Genomic DNA, 24,067 nt, shown 5'->3' on the forward strand with positions numbered 1-24,067 from the left:
CCCCAGATCCATCCCCGCCCCCGTGCACCCGCGACTGCTTGCTGGGCGACTTCACACTCGCGAAGCCACCCTCCCCTTGTGTGCGAATCCGGGCACTGCGTCCCTTGATTGCGGCGACAGGATATGGCCGGGCAGCACCGGCCAGCAATACGGCGCTGACGGACGGACTCGCCGCATGTGAAGGGGCCAGCTTCAGGCGCAAGCCACGGCGCTGGACGTGCTGACCGCGACCTCGGCCCCCTGCCCGGCGGATCCCGCAACGGCGTGGAATCAGGGTTGCCGGGCGGAACTGGACCGCCCGGCAACCGCTCCGTTCAGGGCGCCTGGGCGCCCAGCGTGTCCTTGTAGATCCGCCCGTCCTTCATGATGACCTTGAAGGCCTGTTCCGGGCGCGCGACCAGGCTGATGTCCACGGTCGGATCGCCGTCGACCAGCAGCAGGTCGGCGAACGCGCCTTCCTGCACCACGCCGACCTTCCCCGGATAAGGATTTCGCTTGCCGCTCAGCTGCAGCAGTTCGCCATTGGTGCCGGTGGCCATGACCAGGGTTTCGGCCGGCGTGTACCAGCGGGTGAGGCTGGCGAGGATCGCGCCCTGCCGCCCGGCGAGTGCGGCGGAAAACAGCACGTCGGTGCCCCACGCAGTCTTGAGCCGGTACTTCTTGGCCAGGTCGTAGGCGTGGTTGTTGCCCGCGAACACTTCCTCGGCCTTTTTCCGCTCGAACGAACCCGGCGGGAACGCCTCGGCCAGTTCATCGGGGAACGGCTGGATGCTCAGCCAGATCCCCCGCTGCGCCATCAGCCGGGCAGTGGCATCGTCCATCAGGCTGCCGTGCTCGATGACCTTGACCCCGGCCTCGATCGCCTGGCGCACCGCTTCGGCCGTATAGGCATGCACGGTGACGTAGGTGCCCCAGTTGCCGGCCGCCTCGGTCGCCGCGCGCAGCTCCGCCGGCGTGAAGGTGATCGCATCCAACGGACTATGCGGCGAGGACACGCCGCCTCCGGCGGTCAGCTTGATCTGCGCGGCGCCACGCATGAGCTGCTCGCGCACGCGCATGCGCACCTCGTCGGGGCTGTCGGCGATGGCGGTGTCGCCCTCCAGGTCGGTCGGGCCGGGGGCGCCCATCGTCCGCGGCAGGTCGCCGGCCTGGCGGAAGTCGCCGTGGCCGCTGGTCACGCTGATCATCGCCCCGGACGCGTAGATGCGCGGGCCCGGCAGCACGCCCTCGTCCACCGCCTGCTTCAGGCCGAAGGAATTGCCGCCCACGTCGCGCACGCTGGTGAAGCCGCGCATCAGGGTCCGGGTGGATTCGGCGGCCGCGATCGCGGTCAGGTAGCGATGGTCGCCACTGAGGATCGCGCCCAGCGAGGGAGCGGCCATCATGCTGTGCCAGTGCGCGTCGATCAGGCCGGGCATGAGTACCCGTCCGCCACCGTCGATCACCTTCGTCGCCGGCTCGGGGACCAGCCCCGGCGAGATGCGTTCGATCAGGTTGCCACGGACCAGCACGTCGCTCGGGCCGGAGACGCGGCCGGACGTGCCATCGAAGATCCGCACGTTGCGGAACAGCACCGACCCCGCGTTTGGCGCGGATGCCTGGCTGGCGGCGGCTTGCGCGGCGGCCATGGCGAGCGAGTCGTCGTGCGCGCCGGCGCTGCCGGTGGCCAGACCTGAAACGAGGAAAGCCACCGCAACGACCAGCTGACGCGAACCGGTTCCCATGACATCCCCCGAAGCCTTGAAGGTCGGGCCGATCATGTCACAACTTTCCGCCCCCCAAGCCCTGCTACTTGATGAAGTCGTACTTCAACGAGGTCTGCAGCCGGAACGCATCGCCATCGGTGCCGTCCTGCTGCTGCAACTTGCCATAGACCAGTTCAAGGCCCCAGCTCCAGCTGGGCACCGGTGCGTAGATCACGTTGGCCGCCGCATAGTCGCTGCGCCGGAATGCGTCCGGCGCGAGCGAATCGTTCCGGTCCAGGTACAACCGGCCCCAGGTCAGGGTCGAACGCCAGTGTTCGTTCCAGGGATGGCCATAGCCGATCCAGCCGCCCCATTCGTCGAGCACCTCGAGCGCGCCGGTGTCATCGACCACCGCATCCAGTCCGATGCCTCCCAGATCGCCGACGTAGGTGGCGATGCCGCGGCCGCCGACCGCGCCCCAGGTCACGTAATTGCCCGCCTCGGCACCCCATGCACCACTGACGGTGATGCCGCCCGCCATCGCCTCGTCGCTGCCCGCATCGTCGCGGTAAGCCAGCTGGCGCAGCAGCGTACCGACCTGCATGTGGCCGCTTTCTCCTTCATGTCGGGCGACGAAGACCAGGTTGGGCGCGGTCGTGCGCGCCGACCCCGATGAGGATGTGATCTCCGGCGGCGCGTGTTCGGCGGCGAAGACCAGCTGGTTGCCGTTGGACAGCGGCACGTACTGGCGGACACTGGCCAGGCGCGCGAACGGGACCGCGCCGGGTCCGGCGAAGTCGAGCGTATCGGGCCCGGAATCCAGGTCGAGGAACGCCGAGAAGCCGTAGCCGACATAGGTATTGCCCAACTGGCCCCAGGCATGGCGCAGGTTGTATCCGTACGAACCACCGGAACCATAGAAGTCGTTCTGCAGAACGAAACGCAGCCAGCCGTAGTCCGTCTGCCGGCGCGCCTCGATGGTGAACCGGGTCTGGCGCGCGTGCATGTTGAAACTGCCATCACCGGCCTGGTCGCCGGCCGGGATCGTCGAGGTGATGAACTGGTCGCTGACGCCGGCGTCATCAGTGTCGTACATCGCATCGAGCTTGGCGTAGCCACTCAGGCGCAGCCAGGTGGAGGTCCCGCGGACCGGGAAGAATCCCTCCTGCCCGTCCTCGCCCGGCGCCAGCTCGTTGTCCACGCGCGCGCCGCCGAGCTCGTCCTCGCTGAAGGACGGATGCGCGGGCAGCGGCGATTCGTCGGGAACGGGAACCGGCATGGACGCCACCGCAGGATCGATGACGACGGCCGCCGGCGCAGGCGTGGTGGTTGCTGGCGGAACAGGCCCCGTCGCGACCGCCGCCGGTGCAGGCAAACCAGGACCCGCCGCAACTGGCGCCTGCCCCCGCTCCGATTCCAGCACCTCGATGCGCTGGACCAGCCGATCCACGGTCTCCCGCAGGTGGGCGATCTCCGCATCGCGCTCGTCATCGGTCTTCTGCGCAAGCGCCGGCAAGGGCGAAAGTGCGGCGACCAGGACCAGGAACCGCAGGGTTGCTCCATTCATGTCCGGACTCCGGGTGGATCAGGCATCCATCGCGCCGAATGCCGGCTGCGAGGATGCGATCGGGAACGGCACGTCCTGCCTTCCAGCCGTGCCCTGGCTGCCCCTGTATCCCGCACCCGACCGCGCGGCTCAGCCCTGCGGCACGCCCGCCATGTTCGGCAGCTGGTGGGCGACACCCTTGTGGCAGTCGATGCAGGTGCGCTCGCCACTGCGCAGCCACAGGCCATGGATCTGCGCCGCTCGCGGACTCTGCCGGGTCAGGTCCATCGAATCAAAGTCGTGGCAGTTACGGCACTCCAGCGAGTCGTTGGCCTTCAGTCGCGTCCATTCGTGGGTGGCCAGGACCAGGCGTTCGTCGAGGAACTTCTCGCGGGTGTTGATCGTGCCGAAGATCTTTCCCCAGACCTCCTTGGAGGCCTGCATCTTGCGCGCGATCTTGTCGGTCCAGTTGTGCGGCACGTGGCAGTCCGGGCAGGTGGCCCGGACCCCGGAACGGTTGGTGTAGTGGATCGTGCCCTTCAGCTCCTGGAAGACGTTGTCGCGCATCTCGTGGCAGCTGGTGCAGAACTGCTCGGTGTTGGTCGCCTCCAGCGCAGTGTTGAAACCACCCCAGAACATCACACCGGCGATGAACCCGGCCACGGTCAGGAAACCCAGGCTGTAGTAGCGGCTCGGCGAACGCAGCGTCCGCCAGAAGCCCTGCGCATGCCGCTTGGTCCATGCCCACATGGCTCAATGTCCTCCCGGCGGCGGCGCGGCCATCAGGCTGTCGATGTCGCGGAAGCCGTTGGCCACCAGCGTCGGCGCGTCGGTCTGGACCACGTGGCACTGGCTGCAGAAGTAGCGTCGCGGCGAGATCGTCGCCAGGAACTGGTCGTCGCGGTCCATGTAGTGGGTCACGCTGACCGGCGGGGCCTGGAAAGTGGCCGCATTGGCGCGCGCATGACACAGCATGCAACGGTTGCTGTTCTTGTCGACCTGGTAGCCGTCGATCGCGTGCGGGATGGTCGGCGGCTGCATCGGATAGTTGCGCACCCGGCGGATGTCGGTGTTCTCCACCCGCGCCATCGGTGGCGGATGGCCTTCCTTGTCGACCGGGACGCCGCGGCGGAGGGCGTCGATCTGGCCATCGCCCGGGACGAAGATGGCACGCGCGCCCACCGGGGTCGAAGCAGTCGCGGCGGGCTGGGCGTCGTCGGGCCGCTTCAGGCTGCCGAACATCCAGCCGGCGGCGAACACCAGCACCGACAGGAGCAGGACGAGGCCGGCGACGATAAGCAGGGGTTTGTTCCGCATGACATGCCTCCTAGGCGATCACGACCTTGCAGGCGCACTTCTTGTAATCGGTCTGCTTGGAGATCGGGTCGGTCGCATCAAGCGTGACCTTGTTGATCAGCTGGCCGGCATCGAACCACGGAACGAACACCATGCCCGGCGGCATCCGGTTGCGCCCGCGTGTCTCCACCCGCGAGCGCATCTCCCCGCGTCGCGACACCACCCGGATCTCGTCACCGCGCTTGAGCCCGCGCGCGCGCGCATCGTCGGGATTCATGAACACCACCGCCGCCGGGAACGACCGGTACAGCTCGGGGATGCGCATGGTCATCGAACCGGAATGCCAGTGCTCGAGCACGCGCCCGGTCACCAGCCACAGGTCGTACTCGGCATCCGGCGATTCTGCGGGCGGCTCGTAGGGCAGCGCCCACACCACGGCGCGGTTGTCCGGGAACCCGTAGAACTTGTGGCCCTCGCCAGGCTTGACGTACGGATCGGCGCCTTCGATGTAGCGGCGGCGCGTCTCCTTCCCGTCCACGACCGGCCAGCGCAGGCCGTGCGCTTGGTGGTACATGTCGAACGGGGCCAGGTCGTGGCCGTGGCCGCGACCGAACGCGGCGTATTCCTCGAACAGGCCCTTCTGCACGTAGAAGCCGAAGTCTTCCGACTCATGGTTCGCGAACCCCTCCTCGATGTCCGACACCGGGTAGCGATCCACGTTGCCGTTGGCGAACAGCACCTCGAACAGGGTCTTGCCCTTGAACTCCGGATTGGCCGCCAGCAGTTCGGCCGGCCAGCACTCGTCGGTGGTGAAGCGTTTGGAGAATTCCATCAGCTGCCACAGGTCGGACTTCGCTTCGCCGGGGGCGTTGACCAGCTGGTGCCAGAACTGGGTACGACGCTCGGCGTTGCCGTAGGCACCCTCCTTCTCCACCCACATTGCCGCCGGCAGGATCAGGTCGGCCGCCTGCCCGGTGACGGTCGGATAGGCATCGGACACCACGATGAAATTGTCGGGGTTGCGGTAGCCCGGCCAGGCCTCCTCCATGATGTTGGCCGCGGCCTGCATGTTGTTGTTGACCTGCACCCAGTAGGCATTGAGCTTGCCGTCGCGCAGCATCCGGTTCTGCTGCACCGCGTGGTAGCCGGGCTTGGGATTGATCAACCCGTGCGGGACCTTCCAGATCTCCTCGGCATGCTTGCGGTGCTCGGGATTGGCCACCAGCATGTCCGCCGGCAGGCGGTGGCTGAAGGTGCCGACCTCGCGCGCGGTGCCGCAGGCCGAGGGCTGGCCGGTCAGCGAGAACGGGCTGTTGCCCGGGGTGGAGATCTTCCCGGTCAGCAGGTGGATGTTGTAGACCATGTTGTTGGCCCACACGCCACGGGTGTGCTGGTTGAAGCCCATGGTCCAGAACGAGGTGACCTTCACCTCGGGGTCCGCGTACAGCTCGGCCAGCTGCTGCAGCCAGCCGCGCTCCACGCCGCTCATCTCGACGGCCTTCTCGAGCGTGTAGGGTTTCACGAACTCGGCAAACTGCTCGAAGGTGATCGGCTCGCCGCCATTGGGGTCGTCGGCGTTCTCGGCGGCCAGCTCCAGCGGATGGTCCGGGCGCAGGCCGTAGCCGATGTCCTGGTTGCCACGCTTGAAGTTCAGGCGGGAATCGACGAAGGCCTTGTTGACCCGCCCGCTCTGGATGATGTGGTTGGCGATGTAGTTGAGGATGACCAGGTCGGTCTGCGGCTTGAACACGATCGGGATGTCGGCCAGTTCGAAGCTGCGATGCTCGAAGGTCGACATCACCGCGACCTTTACGTGCGGGTGCGACAGCCGGCGATCGGTCACCCGCGTCCACAGGATCGGGTGCATCTCGGCCATGTTCGAGCCCCACAGCACGAACGCGTCGGCGGCCTCGATGTCGTCGTAGCAGCCCATCGGCTCGTCCATGCCGAAGGTGCGCATGAAGCCCATCACCGCCGACGCCATGCAGTGCCGCGCGTTGGGGTCGATGTGGTTGCTACGGAAGCCGGCTTTCATCAGCTTGTTGGCCGCGTAGCCCTCCCAGATCGTCCACTGGCCCGAGCCGAACATGCCGATCGCATCGCCGCCCTTGGCCTTGAGCACCTTCTTGAACTGTTCGGCCATCACGTCGAAGGCCTCATCCCATTCCACCGGGGTGAAGTCGCCATCCTTCGCGTACAGCCCACCCTTCTTGCGCAGCAAGGGCTTGGTCAGGCGGTCGGTGCCGTACAGCACCTTGGACAGGAAGTAGCCCTTGACGCAGTTGATGCCGCGGTTGACCTCGGAATGGACGTCGCCATGGGTGGCGACGACGTGGCCGTCGCGCACCGCCACGTTCACCCCGCAGCCGGTGCCGCAGTAGCGACAGGGCGCCTTGCTCCACTTGAGCGAAGTGAGGTCGCCTTCGGTGATGACGTTGCTGCTGCCACCCGGAAGCGGCAGGCCGGCAGCGGCCGCCGCGGTGGCGACGGCGCTGTTGCGGATGAAATCGCGGCGTGTGGTGCTCATGCGGGGGCTCCGCTCACGTTGGCGTTGGACAGGGGTTCGTCGAGCGCCTGGCGCGACTCGGCGTGATGGTGGACCAGCAGCACGTTCAGTACACCGGCGACTTCCTTGAGCTGGTCGACGCGATCCATCACCGCATGGCGGTCGGCCGATTCGCACAGCAGGACGCTGCGCGTGGGGCCGGGTATCGCCAGCTCCAGGTCGTCATGACCGGCGACCATCGCCGCCAGCGCCGGACCCGAACCTTCGCGGTGCTGGACCACGAAACTGGCGATGTGGATTTCGTCGTCGGGCGCGGTCGCGGTCATGCGGGGACTTCCAGCGGCAGGTGGGCCAGGGTGATCGCCTGGGCCGGGCAGATGCCCACGCACGCACCACAGCCGCTGCAACGCTCCGCATCGACCATGGCCGCGCCGCGCCCGCCAGGTGGCACGCGGATCGCCGACTCCGGGCAGACTTCGCGGCAGCTGGCACAGACGACACCATGCGCCGGCAGGCAGCTGTCCTGGACCTGCGCACGCAATTCCCACGGTGGCGAAACCGTCGCCTGCAACGCACCGCTCCCGCAGGCCTGCACGCAATCGCCGCAGAACGTGCATTCCCCACGCGCCGGATCGAAGCGCGGCAGGCCGTCGGCATCGCGCAGCAGGACCTGCTCCGGACAGGCGCGCACGCATGCGTCGCACCGCGTGCAGCGCGCGGCGAACAGGTCGGCATCGATCGCCCACGGCGGGCGCAGCGGGGAATCAGCGGTCGCGTTGCGACCGAACAGCAGCATGCGGCGGGAAAGCGGCGTGGCGGCCATGGCTCAACCCGTCGGCGGCCCGGCGAAGAACATCTGCCAACCCCACACCAGGAAGCCGTAACCGGCCACGATCAGGACCGCCATCAACGGAAAGATCACCGCCGTCACCAGCAGGAACGCGAGGCGCTCCTGGTTCCGCGTGGCCGGGACATCCGGGTCGTGATTCCGCTCCATGGGCCTACCTTCGCAGGATGGGGACGCAGCGAGACTTCAGGCATGAGGCTATCACCACGGCCCGGGAGCGGCAAACGCGGGACGCCGTGGAACGGTAATGTGCGAGCGCTATGCGTCGCTGCTCGCGAGTCGCGCCGCGTCGATTCAGGCGATGGCGCGGGCCTGCTCCTGGATGGCGGGATCGAACGCCGCGACGCATTGCGGCAAGGCTTCCGCCAACGCCCGGCCGACCAGGATCACCCCGGGCTGCCCGGCTTCCAGCGACATGGCCGACGTGGCCAGGTCCTGCAGCGTGGCGACCACGTAGCGTTCGCAGGACTGGCTGGCCGCCTGCACGATCGCCGCGGGCGTGTCGGCCGGCAGGTGCCGCTGCAGTGCACCGACGATCGAAGGAATCCGGCCCATGCCCATGTAGATCGCCAGCGTGGCTCCGCTGCGCGCCAGTGCTTCCCAGTCCGGCTCGCCATGGTCGGCGGTGTGCGCGGTGACGAAGGTGATCCCGTGGCAATGTTCGCGATGGGTGAGCGACACGCCCAGCGAAGCGGCCGCGGCGAAGGCGGCGCTGATCCCGTTGACGATCCGCACCGGAACTCCGGCCTGGCGCAGGAACGCGATCTCCTCGCCGGCACGGCCGAACATCAGCGCATCGCCGCCCTTGACCCGGACCACGCGCAAGCCCTGCAGGGCGTAGCGGCGCATCAGCCGGCAGATGAAGGCCTGCGGCGTGGAACGGCATCCGCCGCGCTTGCCGACACGCACCACCCGGGCATGCGGTGCAAGGTCGACGATCCCCGGATTGACCAGGTCGTCGAGCAGCAATACTTCAGCCACCTCCAGCGCGCGCACAGCCTTCAGGGTCAGCAGCTCCAGGTCGCCAGGCCCCGCGGAGAGCAGGACGACCTCGGCCGGGATGCGTCGGCCGGAATTTGCATCGTGCAGGGACTTGGTCATCGGGGCTCCTGGCGATTCATGCGCTGGCGGTCTCGCGGGCCAGGCGGTTCAGCTGCGGGACGCACGAGCCGCAGACCGTGCCGCATCCCAGTCGCTGCTTGAGTGCGGGTACGTCGGCGCCATTGCGCACCTCGGCGCGGATCGCCGATTCGGTGACCTGGCGGCACACGCAGACCAGCGGGTCGCGCTCGACCTCGGCCAGCACCGAGAATGCGGCCAGGCGTGGCCTGCGCCACGCATCGCCGGCGATCGCGTTGCGCAGAAGCGATTCGCCGGCCGGATGGACATCGGTCCAGAGCACGCCGTCGATGAAGTTTTCGCCATCGGCCTCGCGCCAGGCCACGCGCTTGAGCAGGCCGCGCCGCGCATCGCGGTACTCGAGCGTATCGGTGCCGGCAGCCAGTCCGAGGGCGTGGTCGAGCGCCGCCAGCCAGTCCGCCGGCATCGCCTCCACCGAAGCGGCGCGCAGCACCAGCCAGGCGACATCGATCGCCGCACCCGGCTCGGCCTGCAACGAGAGGGCGGCATACCCGCAGTCCTTCAGCAGCGGCTGCACCGCCGCATGCAGCGGCAGTGCGTTGCCGCGGCGGGCAGCCAGCAGGTGCCAGCCGAATTCCACCTTTTCCACCCGCACCGCGGCGTGCTTGAGTTCGGGCTGGCGAGACCGTGCGTCCGTCGCCGGCTGGCTCACTTCGTTGATGCCGCCGCTGGACAGGTGCTGGCCGCTCCAGTGCATCGCCGCGAACACCGTGCCCGACGCGACTTCGTCGGAGGGTTCCAGCGGCAACACCAGCTCCCCGCGCTTGCTGGACACACGCACCAGGTCGCCTGAACGGAGGCCGCGACGCGACGCATCGTCCGGATGCATGCGCAGGCCCGGCTCCGGGTTGTGCGCGAACAACCCCGCGACCCGGCCGGTACGCGACATGCCATGCCACTGGTCGCGCAGGCGACCGGTGATCAGGCGCAGCGGATAGCGTGCGGAGGTCTGCTCGGCCACCGGCCGATAGGCCGTCGCATGGAAGCGCGCGCGACCGTCGGCGGTGGGAAACACGCCATCCCCGTAGCGGCGCGGCTGGCCCTGCACCTGGCCGGCGGGAAACGGCCACTGCTGCGGACCGTGTTCGTCGAGGCGCGCATGATCCAGCCCGCCGATGTCCAGGTCGCGGCCGACCGTCATCGCCCGATGCTCGTCGAAGATCGCCGCCGGCGCATCGGCCTGGAACAGCGGCGCGGCGCCGGGCGCGGCCAGCCGCGCCTCGATCCGCCGGGCCACCTCGCGCACGATCCACCAGTCCGGCCTCGCCTGCCCCGGGGCTGCCACCGCGGCACGCACCCGCGAGATGCGCCGCTCGGAGTTGGTGACCGTGCCGTCCTTCTCGCCCCAGGTCGTGGCCGGCAGCAACGCATCGGCGTAGGGGACGGTATCGGTGTCGGCGAACGCCTCCTGCACGACCACGTACTCGGCGCGCTGCAAGGCCTCGCGCACGCGGCCGATGTCGGGCATCGAATGGACCGGGTTGGTGCATGCGATCCAGACCGCCTTGACCTTGCCACTGTGCAGGGCTTCGAACAGCTCGACTGCCGCCAGGCCCGGGCGCGGCGACAGACTGCCTGGTGCCAGCCTCCACAGCGCCTCCACTTCGGCGCGATGCGTGTCGTCCGTGATCTCGCGGTGCGCGGCGAGCATGGTCGCCATGCCACCAACCTCGCGGCCGCCCATCGCATTGGGCTGCCCGGTCAGAGAGAACGGTCCGGCGCCGGGCCGGCCCAGCTGGCGCGTGGCCAGGTGCAGCTGGATCAGCGCCAGGTTCTTGTCGGTGCCGTGCGCGGACTGGTTCAGGCCCATGCAGTACAGCGACAGCGCCGCCGGGCTGCGGCCGAACCACTCGGCGGCGGTGACCAGATCCTCCGCCGGGATGCCGCAGATTTCGGCGGACATCCTCGGCGTGTACTCGCGCAGCAGCTGCTTGAGTTCGCCGAAGCCGGTCGTGTGCGCGTCGATGAATGCCTGGTCGAGCAATCCCTCCCATACCAGGTGGTGGAGCATGCCGTTGAACAGCGCCACGTCGGTGCCCGGCTGGATCTGCAGGTGCAGGTCGGCCATCGCCGCGGTATCGGTGCGGCGTGGATCGACCACAATCCAGCGGATGTCCCGATCGCGCTCCTTCGCGTCCTCCAGCCGGCGGAACAGCACCGGATGCGCGTAGGCCGCGTTGCTGCCGGCGAACAACACGGTCTTCGCGTGCTCCAGGTCGTCATAGCAGGTCGGCGGACCGTCGGCACCGAACGCCAGCTTGTAGCCGGTCACCGCGCTGGACATGCACAGGCGCGAATTGGTGTCGATGTTGTTGGTGCCCAGCAGGCCTTTGGCCAGCTTGTTGAAGACGTAGTAGTCCTCGGTCAGAAGCTGCCCGGAGATGTAGAACGCGACGGCGTCCGGGCCATGCCGCTCGACGATCCCGGCCAGGCGTTCGGCCACGGTATCCAGCGCCAAGCCCCAGTCCACCGCGCGACGGGCCTCCTGGCGGCGACCACGCAGCTGCGGCGCGAGCACGCGTCCTTCCAGGCTGCGCGCACTCTCGGCCAGCGCGAGGCCCTTGCTGCACAGGCGGCCGAAGTTGGCCGGATGGTCCGGGTCGCCCTCCACGCCGGTGATGCGCTCGCCCGCGGCCGTGCGCTCACCGTGGATCAGCACGCCACAACCGACGCCGCAGTAACAGCAGGTCGAGCGCGTGGTGCGGCGCTCACCCGGCAGCAGCGGGCCGGTGCCGTCCATCAGGCGGCGGCCACCGCGGCCACGCCCGCATTCGCCGCAATGCCGTCCGCATGCTGCGAAAGCGACAGCCACACTTCGCCATCGCGCACCTGCACGGGGTAACGGCGCGCGCAGCCCACGTCCGGCGCGCAGGCCTGGCCGCTATCGAGCTGGATGTTCCAGCCGTGGAGCGGGCAGGTCACCGTGTCGCCGGACACAATGCCCTGCGACAGCGGCCCGCCCTTGTGCGGGCAACGGTCGGCCAGCGCGAATACCCGTTCTGGCGCCGGTCGGAACAGGGCGATGTTGTCGCCCTCCCCGCATTCGAGCACCCGCGCGCCCAGCAGCGGGATGTCTTCGAGCGCGCAGATGCGCACCCAGGCTTCGGTTGCCGTGGCCATGCTCAATCCTCCAGGGTCACGGCGATCTGCCTTTGCGGCTTGGGTGGCTCAAGCTTCAGCGGAACGAATTCGGGGGCCTGCGTGCCGGCGATGCGCGCCGCCCACGGATCGGGCAGGCCTTCGAGCGCGAACAGCAGCCGCTCGAACAGCGCGCGCCGACTGGCCGGGTCCTCTACGACCTTCTGCTTCACGTACTCCAGGCCGACCCGTTCGATGTAGTGCACGGTGCGGTCGAGGTAGTAGGCCTCCTCGCGGTACAACTGCAGGAACGCGCCGGTGTACTCCTTCACCTCGTCGGCGGTCCTGACCTTGCACAGGAAGCGGGCGACCTCGGTCTTGATCCCGCCGTTGCCGCCGACGTGGATCTCCCAGCCCGAGTCCACCGCGATGATCCCCACGTCCTTGATCCCCGATTCGGCGCAGTTGCGCGGACAGCCGGACACGGCGAGCTTGACCTTGTGCGGGCTCCACATGTTGGCCAGCATCGTTTCCAGGTCGATGCCCATCTGCGTGCTGTTCTGGGTGCCGAAGCGGCAGAACTCGCTGCCTACGCAGGTCTTCACCGTGCGGATCGACTTGCCGTAGGCGTGACCGGAGTTCATGCCCAGGTCCTTCCACACCCCGACCAGGTCCTCCTTCCGGATCCCGAGCAGGTCGATGCGCTGGCCGCCGGTCACCTTGACCATCGGTACGGCGTACTTGTCGGCCACGTCGGCAATGCGGCGCAGCTCGCTCGCGTTGGTGACCCCACCCTTCATCTGCGGGATCACCGAGAAGGTGCCGTCCTTCTGGATGTTGGCGTGCGCGCGCTCGTTGATGAAGCGGCTCTGCGGATCGTCCACCGCCTCGCGCGGCCAGGTCGAAAGCATGTAGTAGTTGATCGCCGGCCGGCAGGTCGCGCAGCCGTTGGGCGTGCGCCACTCCATGAACGCGTAGGCCTGCGCGTGGCTGACCAGGTGGTGATCGCGGATCGCCTGGCGCACCTCGCCGTGGGTCAGCGACGTGCAGCCGCACACCGCCTTGGTCTTGGGCGTCTCCTGGAAGTTGGAGCCCAGGCAGTTCATCAGGATCTGCTCGACCAGGCCGGTGCACGAACCGCACGAACTCGCCGCCTTGGTGTTCTTCTTGACCTCGTCGACGGTGAACAGGCCCTGCTCGCGCACCGCCTTGACGATCGTCCCCTTGCACACGCCATTGCAGCCGCAGACCTCGTCGCTATCGGCCATGGCGGCGGCGCGATCCTGTCCGCCGGTTCCGGCATCGCCCAGTGCGGTCTCGCCGAACACCAGGGTGTCGCGGCGCTCGTCGATCGATGCGCCATCCTTGATCTGCTTGAAGTACCAGGCGCCGTCGCCGGTATCCCCGTACAGGCAGGCACCCACCAGCCTGTCGTCGCGGATCACCAGCTTCTTGTACAACCCGCCGGCCGGATCGGAGAGCACGATCTCCTCGGTCCCCTCCCCGCCCATGAAGTCGCCGGCCGAGAACAGGTCGATGCCGGTGACCTTGAGCTTGGTCGAGGCCACCGAACCCTTGTAGATGCCGATGCCGTAGGTGGCCAGGTGGTTGGCGCAGATCTTGGCCTGCTCGAACAGCGGCGCGACCAGGCCGTAGGCGATGCCGCGGTGGCTGGCGCATTCGCCGACGGCATAGACGCGCGGGTCGTAGGTCTGCAGCGTATCGTTGACCACGATGCCGCGGTTGCAGTGGATCCCGGCGGCCTGCGCCAGCGTCGTGTTGGGGCGGATGCCGGCCGCCATCACCACCAGGTCGGCCTGCACTTCCTCGCCATCGGAGAAGCGCACCGCGGCGACCTCGCCGGCGGCATTGCCGACGATCTCGGTGGTGGAGGTGTTGAGGCGGAAATCCAGGCCACGCCCGGCCAGGGACTTCTCAAGCAACGCCCCGGCGACCGGATCGAGCTGGCGCTCCAGCAACCAGCCGGCCAGGTGGACCACGGTCACCTGCATGCCGCGCAGTTTCAGGCCGTTCGCCGCTTCCAGGCCGAGCAGCCCGCCACCGATGACCACCGCGTGCTTCTTCACCTTCGCGGTGTCGATCATCGTCTGCGTGTCGTGGATGTCGCGGTAGCCGATGACGCCTTTCAGGTCCTTGCCGGGCACCGGCAGGATGAACGGCACCGAGCCGGTGGCCAGCAGCAGGCGGTCGTACTCGGCCTCGGTGCCGTCGCTGGCGACCACCTTGCGGCGCACGCGGTCGATCGTGGTGACTTCCTTGCCCAGGTGCAGGGTGATGCCGTGGTCGGCATACCAGGACAGCGGGTTGAGCACGATCTCGTCGAAGGCCTGCTCGCCGGCCAGCACCGGCGAGAGCAGGATGCGGTTGTAGTTGGGATGCGGCTCGGCGCCGAACACGGTGATGTCGTACATGTCCGGCACCAGCTTCAGCAGCTCCTCCAGCGTGCGGATGCCGGCCATCCCGTTGCCCACCACCACCAGCCTTGGCTTTTTCATTGCAGGTTCTCGTTGGACACGGGAGGCAGCGCGCGGGTCATGAACGCGCTGCAGGGGTCTTCTCTGTAACTTCCGAACGGCGCGCAATACTGGAAGCCGAAGCGCGCGTACAGCGCGCGCGCCGGCGCGAACTGCGGCTGGGTGCCGGTCTCCAGGCTCAGCCGGCGGTAACCGCGCTGCACGGCTTCGTCGATGACCTGCCGCAGCAGCGCCTCGGCCACGCCGCGGCGGCGGTGCGCGGCGGCGGTGCGCATCGACTTGATCTCGCCATGCCAGCCATCGATTTCGCGCAGCGCAGCGCACCCGACCAGTGCGCCGCCCTCGCGCGCGCTCCAGAAGGTGATGTCCGACGCGCGCAACCGGGCCAGGTCCAGCGCATGCACGCTTTCGGGCGGCGAGATGCGGCGCATCTCCTCCAGGTGCTCGCGCAGCAGGGCGACGATCTCCGTGCCGTCGAGTGGATCGATGGCGATCTGCATGGGCATGCCTCAGACCCGCGCCGCGCCCAGCGGGGCCCAGTGCAGGCGCCAGCGCTGCTTGACCCCGACCAGGCACAGCGAAGCGGCCAGGGTCACCGCCGCGAACAGCCACAGGCCGACCGCATAGCTGCCCAGCTGCTGCTTGACCACGCCCAGTCCGGCGGCGAGCAGGAAACCACCGACGCCACCGGCCATGCCGATCAGTCCGGTCATCAGCCCGATCTCGGCGCCGAAACGCTGCGGCACCAGCTGGAATACCGCGCCATTGCCGGCACCCAGGCACAGCAGGGTGAGCACGAACAAGGCCACCGTCGCGCCGGCGCCGCCGATGCCCAATGCCGCGGTCGCGACCAGCACTGTGACGGCGAGGTAGACCATCTGCAGCGAGCGGGTGCCGCCGATGCGGTCAGCGACCACGCCGCCAAGCGGACGCATCACCGAGCCGGCCAGCACGCAGGCCGCGGTCGCCCAGCCGGCGATCTTGGGCTCGAAGCCGAACTGGTCGTGGAAGTAGCCCGGCAGCGCGCTGGCGAAACCGGCGAAGCCGCCGAAGGTGATGGCGTAGAAGAACATGAACCACCACGAGTCGCGGTTGCCGACCAGCACGCGCCCGTAATCGCCCAGGCTCTTGCGCGCCACCGGCGCCGGCGCGTCCTTCGCGCAGGCGGCGAAGATCGCCAGCACCACCAGCAGCGGGATCACGGCCAACCCGAACACGTTCTGGAAGCCGAACGCGGTGGCCAGCACCGGCGCGAACAGCGCGGCGAACACCGTACCGGAGTTGCCGGCGCCAGCAATGCCCATCGCCGTGCCCTGGTGCTCGGCCGGATACCAGCGCGAAGCCAGCGGCAGCGCCACCGCGAACGAGGCCCCGGCCACGCCGAGCATCGCACCCAGCAGCAGTACCTGGCCAAAGCTGTGCACGCCCAGCCGCCATGCCACCAGCAGCGAAGCGATCACCACCACCTGCGCCAGCACGCCGGTGCGCTTGGCGCCGATGCGGTCGGCGAGCAGGCCCAGGAACAGGCGCAGCACCGCCCCGCACAGGATCGGCACGGCGACCATCAATGCACGCTGCTGCGTGTCCAGTGCCAGTGCCTGCGCGATCTGCACCTGCAGGGGACCGAGCAGGTACCAGACCATGAAGCTGACATCGAAGTAGAGGAAGGCCGACAGCAGCGTGGGGGCGTGTCCGGCGTTCCAGAAGGATCGGTTCATGCGTCGCCATCTCCGGGTTTGGGCACGCCGTGGGGGCGGCTGGATCGCAAAAAAAAAGGCGTCCCCGGTTCGCACCGGGAAGACGCCGTTGTCTGGGTGGCCGGACCGCCGTTGGCCGGGCTACCTGATCAGGTTGTGGACGGCCACGCCGTTGTGTCCGCACCCATGGCTACGCAATGGCCATGCCAAGTCGTGTCGCAGCGCAGCATCACCAGCGCACGCGAGGAAAAACATGGAGTTGGGTGCGCGATGGACGCCATGGCGCGATCCGCGCGCGCAGGCTCACGAACCCACTTGCACCGGGCTGGTGCGCTTTGCACTGCGTACGTGCGCCATGCACCACGAGTGCGCACGCGGAGCGGCCGCGAGGTTCAGTCCGTCGCGTCCGTCCGCAGGCCGGGGGCCGTGTCCCCCGCAGGTACGGCGACACCCAGTTGCCCGGCGGCTTGCCGGTAGGTGTCGATCCGGTACACATCGGCCAGCCAGGCGTCGCGCGCGTCGTCTTCGGTGGCCGGCGGCAGCCAGCGCCAGCGGCGGAACTGCTGCAGGAACCAGCGCCCGTTGCCGGCGCGCGGCACGTTCGCCTCGCCCTGCGCGTGGAACTGCAGCGCTTCTCCGGGAACGTCGCCATCGCGTGGGAGCAGGCCTTCCGCCAGCCGCGCGACCGGCAGGCCGATGGCCTCGGGCGCCGACAGCCATTGCGCGGCCTGCATGCGATTGCTTGGATCGGCATCCAGCCAGCGGCACGCTTCCAGCGCCATCGTGGTGAGCGCGAGCGCTAGCTCGGGCTGCAGCGCGGCGAAGTCGCGCCGGCACGCGAGCACCTTCTCCGGATGACCCGGCCAGGCCTGGCCGCTGCGCACCACCCGGCGGCCGGCACCAGTCGCTTCGGCCTGCTCGCCCCAGGGCTCGCCCGCGCAGAAGCCGTCCAGTTCGCCCTCGGCCAGCGCCTGCGGCATCTGCGGCGGGGGCAGGGTCAGCACCTCGATGTCGCAGGTGGGATCCACGCCCTGGCGTGCCAGCCAGTCGTACAGCCACAACGCATGCGTGCCGGTGGGAAAAGTCTGCGCGAACACGGCGCGGCGCGGCAACGCGCGCAGCGCATCGCGCACCGTCCGTCCCTGGTCCAGTGCAGTGGCCAGCGCGGGCGAGACGGTGATCGCCTGCCCGTTGCGGTTCAGGCCAAGCAGGATCGCCAGGTCCGCGCGCGGGCCACCGATGCCGGTCTGCACGCCCAGCACCATCGCCTCCATCGCGTGCGCCGCATCCAGCTCGCTCGACAGCAGGCGGCCGCGCAGCGCGGCCCAGGACGCCTGCCGGTGCAGGCGCAGCGCCACGCCATGCTGCCGGTCCAGGCCCAGCCGCGCGGCCACCAGCAACGGGGCGGCGTCCAGCAAAGGCATGAAGCCCACGTCCAGCGCGTGCGGATCGTTGCGTCCGGCATTCGTCATCGCTTGCCCATCCCGTGCGTCATTGCGGCTTGCCCCGTTGCATGTCTTCGCTTCGTTTCATCCCAGCAGGTCGGACATCGAGAGGATCCGGCGCGCCACGTCGGCCAGCTTCAGGCCGTGCTTCATCGCCTGCTGGCGCAGCGCCGCGTAGGCCTGCGCCTCGCTCATGCCACGCCGCTCCATGAGCAGCCCCTTGGCCCGGTCGATGTCCTTGCGGTCGCCCAGCTTGTGCTCGAGTTCGTCCAGGCGCAGGCGCACGTTCGCCTGCTGCTCGAAACGCGCCATCGCCACGCGCAGGATCGGCGCCAGCCGGCCGGGAGCCAGGCCGTCGACCACGTAGGCGGCCACGCCGGCGCCCAGGACATCGCGGATCAGCCCTTCGTCGCCATCGGCCGAGAACATCACCACCGGCCGCGGCGCGTGCCGGTCGAGCATGGCCAGCTGCTCGAGCGTATCGCGCGAGGGCGAGTCCACGTCGAGGATGACCACGTCCGGCGCGGCGGCCTCCACCGCGCGCAGCAGGCCGCTGCCGGACACATGCGGCAGCACCTCGTAGCCGGCATCGCGCAGGGCATCCTGCAGGTCGGCGATGGGCTTTTCCGTGTCGTTGACCAGCAGGACGCGCAGCATCGGGCACAGGGCGGGGACGTGGGGTCGCCTCGATGTTGCCATGCAACATGAGGCGCCGGCGAGCCCTGCCTCGCGCGGCTCAGAGGTGGAACATCAGCTTGGCCAGGACGGCGATCGCCAGCACGTGGACCAGCACGCTGCGGTGCAGGCGCTGCGAGCGGGGGCCGTCGAGGCGGCCCTGCCGCTGCCAGGCCATCGCCCGCAGGAAGTGGCCGAAGACGCTGGCCGCCAGGACCATCTTGGCCCACAGCAGCATGGCGAAATGACTGCCCAGCGGCTGCGCCAGCGCCCCCCTGTGGTGCCAGGCCAGCCCCAGCCCCGCCAGGTAGAGCACGGCCAGGACCCAGGGCATCACCACGCGGGCCTGCGCGGCGAACGCCGCTTCCAGCCGGCGCGCGGTCGCCGCCGGCAGACGCCGGCGCACCCCGGGCAGGAACAGCACCTCGACCACGACCGTGCCGATGAACACGATCGCGGCCAGCAGGTGCAGCAGCAGGAACAGCAGATACGTCGACATGCCGACAGCGTGGCGCCCGCCACGGCCGGACGCCTTGACCACGATCAGGCGCGCGCCACCCCGCATCGGCCAGGCCCGACCGTTACCAGCCTGAAGCGGTCGCAATGACGCGTCGCGGATTGACCTGCATCAAGGACAGGTTCGGCGTATGGTTCTAGCCTGTCGCCATGGCTACCCTGTCCGCCCTCTTCGACCCGCAGCTGCTCCAGCGCTACGACGTGCCGGGGCCGCGCTATACCTCGTATCCGACCGCGCCGCAGTTCACCCCCGGCTTCGGCGAAGCGGAGCTGCGCCAGGTCGCGACGGCCAGCAACGGCGACCCCATCCCGCGCCCGATCTCCCTGTACCTGCACATCCCGTTCTGCACCAGCCCGTGCTTCTACTGCGGCTGCAACCGGATCATCACCCGCGATGCGAGCCGCGGCGCGGCCTACCTGACCCGCCTGTATCGCGAGATCGCGATGGCCTCGTCCATGTTCGATCGCGACCGCGACGTCGAACAGGTGCATTTCGGTGGTGGCACGCCCAATTTCCTGACCCCGGACCAGATCACCGAAGTGGTGGACGTGCTGCGGCGGCAATTCCATTTCGCCGCGGACGCCAAGCTGGACTGCTCGATCGAGCTGGACCCGCGCTTCATCACCCCCGGCGAGATCGGCCAGCTGGCGTCGGCCGGCTTCAACCGCGCCAGCCTGGGCGTGCAGGACTTCGACCCGGTCGTGCAGCAGGCGGTCAACCGCGTGCAAGGCGTCGAGCAGACCCTGGGCATCATCGATGCCTGCCGGCAGCATGGCTTCCGCTCGGTCAACGTCGACCTGATCTACGGCCTGCCCAAGCAGACCCTGGAAGGTTTCTCGCGCACCCTGGACATCACCCTGCAGGCGCGCCCGGACCGGCTGGCGATCTACGGCTACGCACACATGCCGCAGCTGTTCCGCCCGCAGCAGCGGATCAATGCCGAGGAACTGCCCAGCGCTGAGACCAAGCTGGACCTGCTGCGCCTGGCGATCGACAAGCTCGGCCAGGCCGGCTACGAATACATCGGCATGGACCACTTCGCCCTGCCCGACGACGAACTGGCGCGCGCCCAGCGCGAAGGCGGGTTGCACCGCAACTTCATGGGCTACACCACGCACGCCGAAAGCGACCTGGTCGGCCTGGGGGTGAGCGCGATCAGCCACATCGGCGCGAGCTTCAGCCAGAACCCGCGCGACATCACCAGCTGGGAGCAGGCCATCGACGACGGCCGCCTGCCGGTGTGGCGCGGCATGCGCCTGGACGAGGACGACGTGATCCGTGCCGACGTGATCCAGTCGCTGATGTGCCACGGCGAGCTCGATTTCGAGGCGCTGGGCAGGCGCCATGTGATCGATTTCCGCGACTATTTCCGCGATGCCATCGAGCGGTTGACGCCGCTCCAGGACGATGGACTGGTCGAAGTGGACGGCCGCGGCCTGCACGCGACCTCGCGCGGAAGGCTCCTGCTGCGTATCATCGCGATGTGCTTCGATCGATATCTACCCCCGGCCGCGGATGCGACGGCCACACCCCGGTACTCGCGCACCGTCTGAGTGTGACGGGAGTCATTGCATGACCTCACCGACCGTCTTCCCGCGGACCAGCCCGACCGTGCTGGCCGACGACGGCGATGCCCTCTCCTTCTGCTCGACCTGTGCCTTCTCCCAGGCCTGCCTGTCCGAAGGCATGGACAAGCGCGCACTGATGGACCTGCACGTGCTGGTCGAGCACGTCGGCCCGCTGCACCCGGGCGAGCATGTGTTCCGCGAAGGCGATCCGTTCGGCGCGATCGCCGCGGTGCGCGCCGGCACGGTCAAGACCTACCAGATCGACCGCAACGGGCACGAGCAGGTCCTGGGCTTCCACCTGCCGGGCGAGGTGATCGGCCTCAACGCGATCCACGGCGACCGCTATCCGTGCAATGCCATCGCGCTGGACACGGTCATGCTGTGCCGGTTCTCGTTCCCGAAGATCGCGCTGCTGGCCCAGCGCCTGCCCAACCTGCAGCAGCACCTGTTCCGGCTGATGAGCCGCGACATCGGCGTGGCCTCGCTGTTCGCGCGCGACAACACCGCCGACGAGCGCATGGCCGCGTTCCTGATCGGCCTGTCGCGGCGCCTGGCCGCGCGCGGCTTCTCGCCGCGCCGCTTCCAACTGACCATGTCGCGCACCGACATCGCCAACTACCTGCGCCAGGCGCCGGAGACCGTCAGCCGGGTGCTGCGCCGGTTCGAGGTCGAAGGCCTGCTGCACATCAAGCAGCGCGACGTCGAGATCGTGGACCTGCCGCGCCTGGAAGCGCTGGCGATGACGGTGCTGCGCCAGTAACGGGGGCCGGCTGCGCGCGTCGACGCGTGCGGCCTGTCGGGCCGGGAAGACGCTGCGGGAAAAGCCCGTCACCAGGGCCGCGTGCGCACGTCGCTCGAAGGCGTGGGCCCGCCCGGTTCGGCCGCACCGGGCCCATGCCACGCCCTTTGCCGCGGTCGGGAAGCCCTCCACACCCCTAACGCCGGTCGCCGTCGTCGGCCCGCCGTGCACGGCGAAGATCGGCGCCGAGGGCATTCCGCGGCCAGCCAGACGGCCGAATCGGCACGGCTTGACCTGCGTCATGGAGGCCGCGGCCCCCGGCGCCGAACATGCGGCCATTCCCCGCAGGAGAGAGCCGCGTCATGAATTCCACCCGCAAGCTTTGGACAGGCCTGGTGGTCCTGCTCATCGCCTCGTTTGCCGTCCTGCTCTGGGTCGGCAGCGAGATCCACCGCCAAGCCCCCCCATTGCCCGAACAGGTGGTCAGCACCGACGGCCAAGTGGTCTACACCCGCAAGGACATCGAGACCGGACGCCAGGTATGGCAGTCGATCGGTGGCCAGCAGCTGGGCTCGATCTGGGGCCACGGCGGCTATGTCGCCCCGGACTGGGGCGCTGACTGGCTGCATCGCGAGGCCGAAGCGGTCCTGGACCTGTGGGCCGCGCGCGAGCATGGCCTGGACAGCTACAAGAAGCTCGATGCCGCCACCCAGGCCGCCTACGCCCAGCGCGTGCAGGCCCTGCTGCGGCCGAACACGTACGAGGCGGCCACCGGCACGATCCACATCGATGCCGATCGCGCCGCCGCCATGGCCACGGTCGCCACGCATTACCAGACCCTGTTCGGCAACGACCCGTCGATGACAGGACTGCGCGAGGCCTATGCCATGCGCAACGGCACCGTGCCCGATGCCGAGCACCGCCGCCAGCTGACGGCGTTCTACTGGTGGGCGGCATGGTCGTCGGTGACCGAGCGTCCCGGCGCGGACATCACCTACACCGCCAACTGGCCGCATGACGAGCTGGTCGGCAACACGCCGCCGTCGAACCTGTTCATGTGGACCGTGTTCAGCGTGCTGTTCCTGATCGCCGGCATCGGCCTGCTCGGCTGGCACTACGCGGTCAGCCACGGCGAGGAGATGGTGCCGGTACTGCCGAAGTCCGATCCACTGGCCGCGATCAAGGTCACCCCGTCGATGCGCGCCACCGCCAAGTACTTCTGGGTGGTGATCGCGCTGTTCCTGGTGCAGATCCTGCTCGGCGCGATCACCGCGCACTACCAGGTCGAAGGCCAGGAGGCCTACGGTTTCGCCCTGGCCGACGTTCTGCCGTACTCACTCACCCGCACCTGGCACACGCAGCTGGCGGTGCTGTGGATCGCCACCGCGTGGCTGGGCATGGGCCTTTACATCGGTCCGGCCATCTCCGGTCATGAGCCGAAGTTCCAGCGCCTGGGCGTGAACGTGCTCTGGACCTGCCTCCTGGTCATTGTCGTTGGCTCGTTCGCAGGCCAGTGGTTCGCAGTGATGCAGAAGCTGGGCCTGGCCAACAACTTCTGGTTCGGCCACCAGGGCTGGGAATACGTGGACCTGGGCCGCTTCTGGCAGTGGTTCCTGTTCATCGGCCTGCTGCTGTGGCTGACCCTGGTCGGTCGCGCGCTGTGGCCGGCCATGCGCAAGGGCACCGAGTCTCGCTCCATCGTCAGCCTGCTGTTCCTGTCGGTGGTGGCGATCGGCATCTTCTACTCGGCCGGCCTGATGTGGGGCGAACACACCCACCTGTCGATGGTCGAGTACTGGCGCTGGTGGGTCGTGCACCTGTGGGTCGAGGGCTTCTTCGAGGTGTTCGCGGTGGCGGTGATCGCCTTCCTGTTCACCCGCCTGGGCCTGCTGCAGGTGAAGTCGGCCACAATCGCGGTGCTGTTCGCCACGATCGTGTTCATGGCCGGCGGCGTGCTCGGCACCCTGCACCACCTGTACTTCACCGGCACGCCGACGGCGGTGATCGCCCTGGGCGCGAGCTTCTCGGCGCTGGAAGTGGTGCCGCTGGCCTACGTCGGCTTCGAGGCCTACCACAACTACAAGCTGGGCAAGGCCACGCCGTGGATGGCCAAGTACAAGTGGCCGATCATGTTCTTCCTGGCGGTGTCGTTCTGGAACCTGGTGGGCGCGGGCCTGTTCGGCTTCCTGATCAACCCGCCGCTGCCGCTGTACTACATGCAGGGCCTGAACCTGACCGCCAACCACGGCCACACCGCGATGTTCGGCGTGTACGGCATGCTGGGCATCGGCCTGATGCTGTTCTGCCTGCGCGGCCTCAAGCCGGACGTGAAGTGGAACGAAAAGCTGCTGGCCACCTCGTTCTGGTCGCTCAACATCGGCCTGGCTGGCATGTCGCTGTTCACCCTGCTGCCGCTGGGCATCCTCCAGCTCAACGCGGCGATCGACAAGGGCTACTGGTACGCGCGCTCGGCCGACTTCATGCAGCAGCCGATCGTGGACCTGCTGGTGTGGATGCGGGTGCCGTCGGACACGCTGTTCAGCGTCGGCGCCGCAGCCCTGGCATGGTTCGTGTTCCGGCTCTGGGTGGCACCCAAGCGTGAATCGCCGGTGCCGTCGGCTACCGCGGTGGCCGCTGCGGCGATCACGCCCAAGCACTGATCCTCGCTGCATCGCTGCATCCATCGGGGCCGCCTTCGTGCGGCCCCGATGTTTTTCCGGCCGGGACTGCGCGCCGGGGGCCGGGCAGTCCACCCGCCAGCACGCTGCCCGCCGCGTCGACCCTGGATCGTCTGCGGCCGATGACCGATATCACTGCCTTGCCCGAAATTGTG

The 24,067-nt window shown here is 68.7% G+C and carries 20 protein-coding genes; 3 read left to right on the plus strand and 17 right to left on the minus strand.

Annotated elements, in window-relative coordinates; genetic code table 11:
• Positions 1-314 precede the first annotated feature (314 nt).
• From CSC65_RS15135 to CSC65_RS15215, 17 genes are all read right to left on the minus strand, one after another.
• Entirely contained in the window at positions 315-1,760 is a 1,446-nt protein-coding gene (locus CSC65_RS15135; RefSeq protein WP_202922903.1) for a metal-dependent hydrolase family protein, read from the minus strand.
• A 28-nt stretch (positions 1,761-1,788) separates the two neighbouring features.
• Entirely contained in the window at positions 1,789-3,252 is a 1,464-nt protein-coding gene (locus CSC65_RS15140) for a DcaP family trimeric outer membrane transporter (protein ID WP_162411422.1), read from the minus strand.
• Positions 3,253-3,381: 129 nt separating this feature from the next.
• Entirely contained in the window at positions 3,382-3,981 is a 600-nt protein-coding gene (locus CSC65_RS15145; RefSeq protein ID WP_162411423.1) for a cytochrome c3 family protein, read from the minus strand.
• 3 nt (positions 3,982-3,984) lie between these two features.
• Positions 3,985-4,548, minus strand: coding sequence for a nitrate reductase cytochrome c-type subunit (locus CSC65_RS15150; RefSeq protein ID WP_162411424.1), 564 nt, complete (start codon positions 4,546-4,548; stop codon positions 3,985-3,987).
• A gap of 10 nt (positions 4,549-4,558) precedes the next feature.
• On the minus strand, positions 4,559-7,054 hold the full coding sequence (napA, locus tag CSC65_RS15155; RefSeq protein WP_162411425.1) for a periplasmic nitrate reductase subunit alpha: 2,496 nt from the start codon (positions 7,052-7,054) through the stop codon (positions 4,559-4,561).
• Entirely contained in the window at positions 7,051-7,359 is a 309-nt protein-coding gene (locus tag CSC65_RS15160) for a chaperone NapD (RefSeq protein ID WP_162411426.1), read from the minus strand. The genes napA and CSC65_RS15160 overlap by 4 nt, the downstream gene beginning before the upstream one ends.
• The gene (gene napF, locus CSC65_RS15165; RefSeq protein WP_162411427.1) at positions 7,356-7,856 is read right to left on the minus strand and encodes a ferredoxin-type protein NapF; all 501 of its coding nucleotides are present in this window, start codon (positions 7,854-7,856) and stop codon (positions 7,356-7,358) included. Before napF ends, CSC65_RS15160 begins: the two co-directional genes overlap by 4 nt.
• Before the next feature lie 3 nt (positions 7,857-7,859).
• The gene (locus CSC65_RS15170; RefSeq protein ID WP_162411428.1) at positions 7,860-8,030 is read right to left on the minus strand and encodes a periplasmic nitrate reductase, NapE protein; all 171 of its coding nucleotides are present in this window, start codon (positions 8,028-8,030) and stop codon (positions 7,860-7,862) included.
• Between the two features lie 144 nt (positions 8,031-8,174).
• The gene (cobA, locus tag CSC65_RS15175; RefSeq protein ID WP_162411429.1) at positions 8,175-8,981 is read right to left on the minus strand and encodes a uroporphyrinogen-III C-methyltransferase; all 807 of its coding nucleotides are present in this window, start codon (positions 8,979-8,981) and stop codon (positions 8,175-8,177) included.
• A 16-nt stretch (positions 8,982-8,997) separates the two neighbouring features.
• Positions 8,998-11,760, minus strand: coding sequence for a nitrate reductase (locus tag CSC65_RS15180; RefSeq protein ID WP_162411430.1), 2,763 nt, complete (start codon positions 11,758-11,760; stop codon positions 8,998-9,000).
• Positions 11,760-12,140 (minus strand): nitrite reductase small subunit NirD, encoded by a 381-nt coding sequence (gene nirD, locus CSC65_RS15185; protein ID WP_162411431.1) that lies wholly within the window; start codon positions 12,138-12,140, stop codon positions 11,760-11,762. The genes CSC65_RS15180 and nirD overlap by 1 nt, the downstream gene beginning before the upstream one ends.
• Before the next feature lie 2 nt (positions 12,141-12,142).
• Positions 12,143-14,614, minus strand: a complete 2,472-nt coding sequence (gene nirB / locus CSC65_RS15190; protein WP_162411432.1) for a nitrite reductase large subunit NirB — start codon at positions 14,612-14,614, stop codon at positions 12,143-12,145.
• A complete protein-coding gene (locus CSC65_RS15195; protein WP_162411433.1) occupies positions 14,611-15,093 on the minus strand; it encodes a GNAT family N-acetyltransferase in 483 nt (160 codons plus the stop codon). Before CSC65_RS15195 ends, nirB begins: the two co-directional genes overlap by 4 nt.
• 9 nt (positions 15,094-15,102) lie before the next feature.
• Positions 15,103-16,272 carry a nitrate/nitrite transporter gene (locus CSC65_RS15200; RefSeq protein WP_202922909.1) on the minus strand — a complete coding sequence of 390 codons (1,170 nt, stop codon included), beginning with the start codon at positions 16,270-16,272 and terminating at the stop codon, positions 15,103-15,105.
• A gap of 410 nt (positions 16,273-16,682) precedes the next feature.
• Positions 16,683-17,762 (minus strand): CmpA/NrtA family ABC transporter substrate-binding protein, encoded by a 1,080-nt coding sequence (locus CSC65_RS15205; protein WP_162411435.1) that lies wholly within the window; start codon positions 17,760-17,762, stop codon positions 16,683-16,685.
• A 57-nt stretch (positions 17,763-17,819) separates the two neighbouring features.
• Positions 17,820-18,389, minus strand: coding sequence for an ANTAR domain-containing response regulator (locus CSC65_RS15210; protein WP_202922910.1), 570 nt, complete (start codon positions 18,387-18,389; stop codon positions 17,820-17,822).
• An 82-nt stretch (positions 18,390-18,471) separates the two neighbouring features.
• A complete protein-coding gene (locus CSC65_RS15215; RefSeq protein WP_162411437.1) occupies positions 18,472-18,909 on the minus strand; it encodes a CopD family copper resistance protein in 438 nt (145 codons plus the stop codon).
• 167 nt (positions 18,910-19,076) lie between these two features.
• Here CSC65_RS15215 and hemN point away from each other — a divergent pair, with 167 nt between their 5' ends.
• From hemN to CSC65_RS15230, 3 genes are all read left to right on the plus strand, one after another.
• The gene (gene hemN, locus CSC65_RS15220; RefSeq protein WP_162411438.1) at positions 19,077-20,480 is read left to right on the plus strand and encodes an oxygen-independent coproporphyrinogen III oxidase; all 1,404 of its coding nucleotides are present in this window, start codon (positions 19,077-19,079) and stop codon (positions 20,478-20,480) included.
• Between the two features lie 19 nt (positions 20,481-20,499).
• Positions 20,500-21,255, plus strand: coding sequence for a helix-turn-helix domain-containing protein (locus tag CSC65_RS15225; protein WP_162411439.1), 756 nt, complete (start codon positions 20,500-20,502; stop codon positions 21,253-21,255).
• A 341-nt stretch (positions 21,256-21,596) separates the two neighbouring features.
• Entirely contained in the window at positions 21,597-23,894 is a 2,298-nt protein-coding gene (locus CSC65_RS15230; RefSeq protein ID WP_162411440.1) for a nitric-oxide reductase large subunit, read from the plus strand.
• Positions 23,895-24,067 lie beyond the last annotated feature (173 nt).

This window comes from Pseudoxanthomonas daejeonensis, from assembly GCF_010093205.1.
Taxonomy (GTDB): domain Bacteria; phylum Pseudomonadota; class Gammaproteobacteria; order Xanthomonadales; family Xanthomonadaceae; genus Pseudoxanthomonas; species Pseudoxanthomonas daejeonensis.

Coding starts and splice junctions, on each gene's coding strand:
- CSC65_RS15135 (WP_202922903.1), bottom strand. CDS start 1,760: ATGATCGGCCCGACCTTCAAGGCTTCGGGGGATGTCATGGGAACCGGT.
- CSC65_RS15140 (WP_162411422.1), bottom strand. CDS start 3,252: ATGAATGGAGCAACCCTGCGGTTCCTGGTCCTGGTCGCCGCACTTTCG.
- CSC65_RS15145 (WP_162411423.1), bottom strand. CDS start 3,981: ATGTGGGCATGGACCAAGCGGCATGCGCAGGGCTTCTGGCGGACGCTG.
- CSC65_RS15150 (WP_162411424.1), bottom strand. CDS start 4,548: ATGCGGAACAAACCCCTGCTTATCGTCGCCGGCCTCGTCCTGCTCCTG.
- napA (WP_162411425.1), bottom strand. CDS start 7,054: ATGAGCACCACACGCCGCGATTTCATCCGCAACAGCGCCGTCGCCACC.
- CSC65_RS15160 (WP_162411426.1), bottom strand. CDS start 7,359: ATGACCGCGACCGCGCCCGACGACGAAATCCACATCGCCAGTTTCGTG.
- napF (WP_162411427.1), bottom strand. CDS start 7,856: ATGGCCGCCACGCCGCTTTCCCGCCGCATGCTGCTGTTCGGTCGCAAC.
- CSC65_RS15170 (WP_162411428.1), bottom strand. CDS start 8,030: ATGGAGCGGAATCACGACCCGGATGTCCCGGCCACGCGGAACCAGGAG.
- cobA (WP_162411429.1), bottom strand. CDS start 8,981: ATGACCAAGTCCCTGCACGATGCAAATTCCGGCCGACGCATCCCGGCC.
- CSC65_RS15180 (WP_162411430.1), bottom strand. CDS start 11,760: ATGGACGGCACCGGCCCGCTGCTGCCGGGTGAGCGCCGCACCACGCGC.
- nirD (WP_162411431.1), bottom strand. CDS start 12,140: ATGGCCACGGCAACCGAAGCCTGGGTGCGCATCTGCGCGCTCGAAGAC.
- nirB (WP_162411432.1), bottom strand. CDS start 14,614: ATGAAAAAGCCAAGGCTGGTGGTGGTGGGCAACGGGATGGCCGGCATC.
- CSC65_RS15195 (WP_162411433.1), bottom strand. CDS start 15,093: ATGCAGATCGCCATCGATCCACTCGACGGCACGGAGATCGTCGCCCTG.
- CSC65_RS15205 (WP_162411435.1), bottom strand. CDS start 17,762: ATGACGAATGCCGGACGCAACGATCCGCACGCGCTGGACGTGGGCTTC.
- CSC65_RS15215 (WP_162411437.1), bottom strand. CDS start 18,909: ATGTCGACGTATCTGCTGTTCCTGCTGCTGCACCTGCTGGCCGCGATC.
- hemN (WP_162411438.1), top strand. CDS start 19,077: ATGGCTACCCTGTCCGCCCTCTTCGACCCGCAGCTGCTCCAGCGCTAC.
- CSC65_RS15225 (WP_162411439.1), top strand. CDS start 20,500: ATGACCTCACCGACCGTCTTCCCGCGGACCAGCCCGACCGTGCTGGCC.
- CSC65_RS15230 (WP_162411440.1), top strand. CDS start 21,597: ATGAATTCCACCCGCAAGCTTTGGACAGGCCTGGTGGTCCTGCTCATC.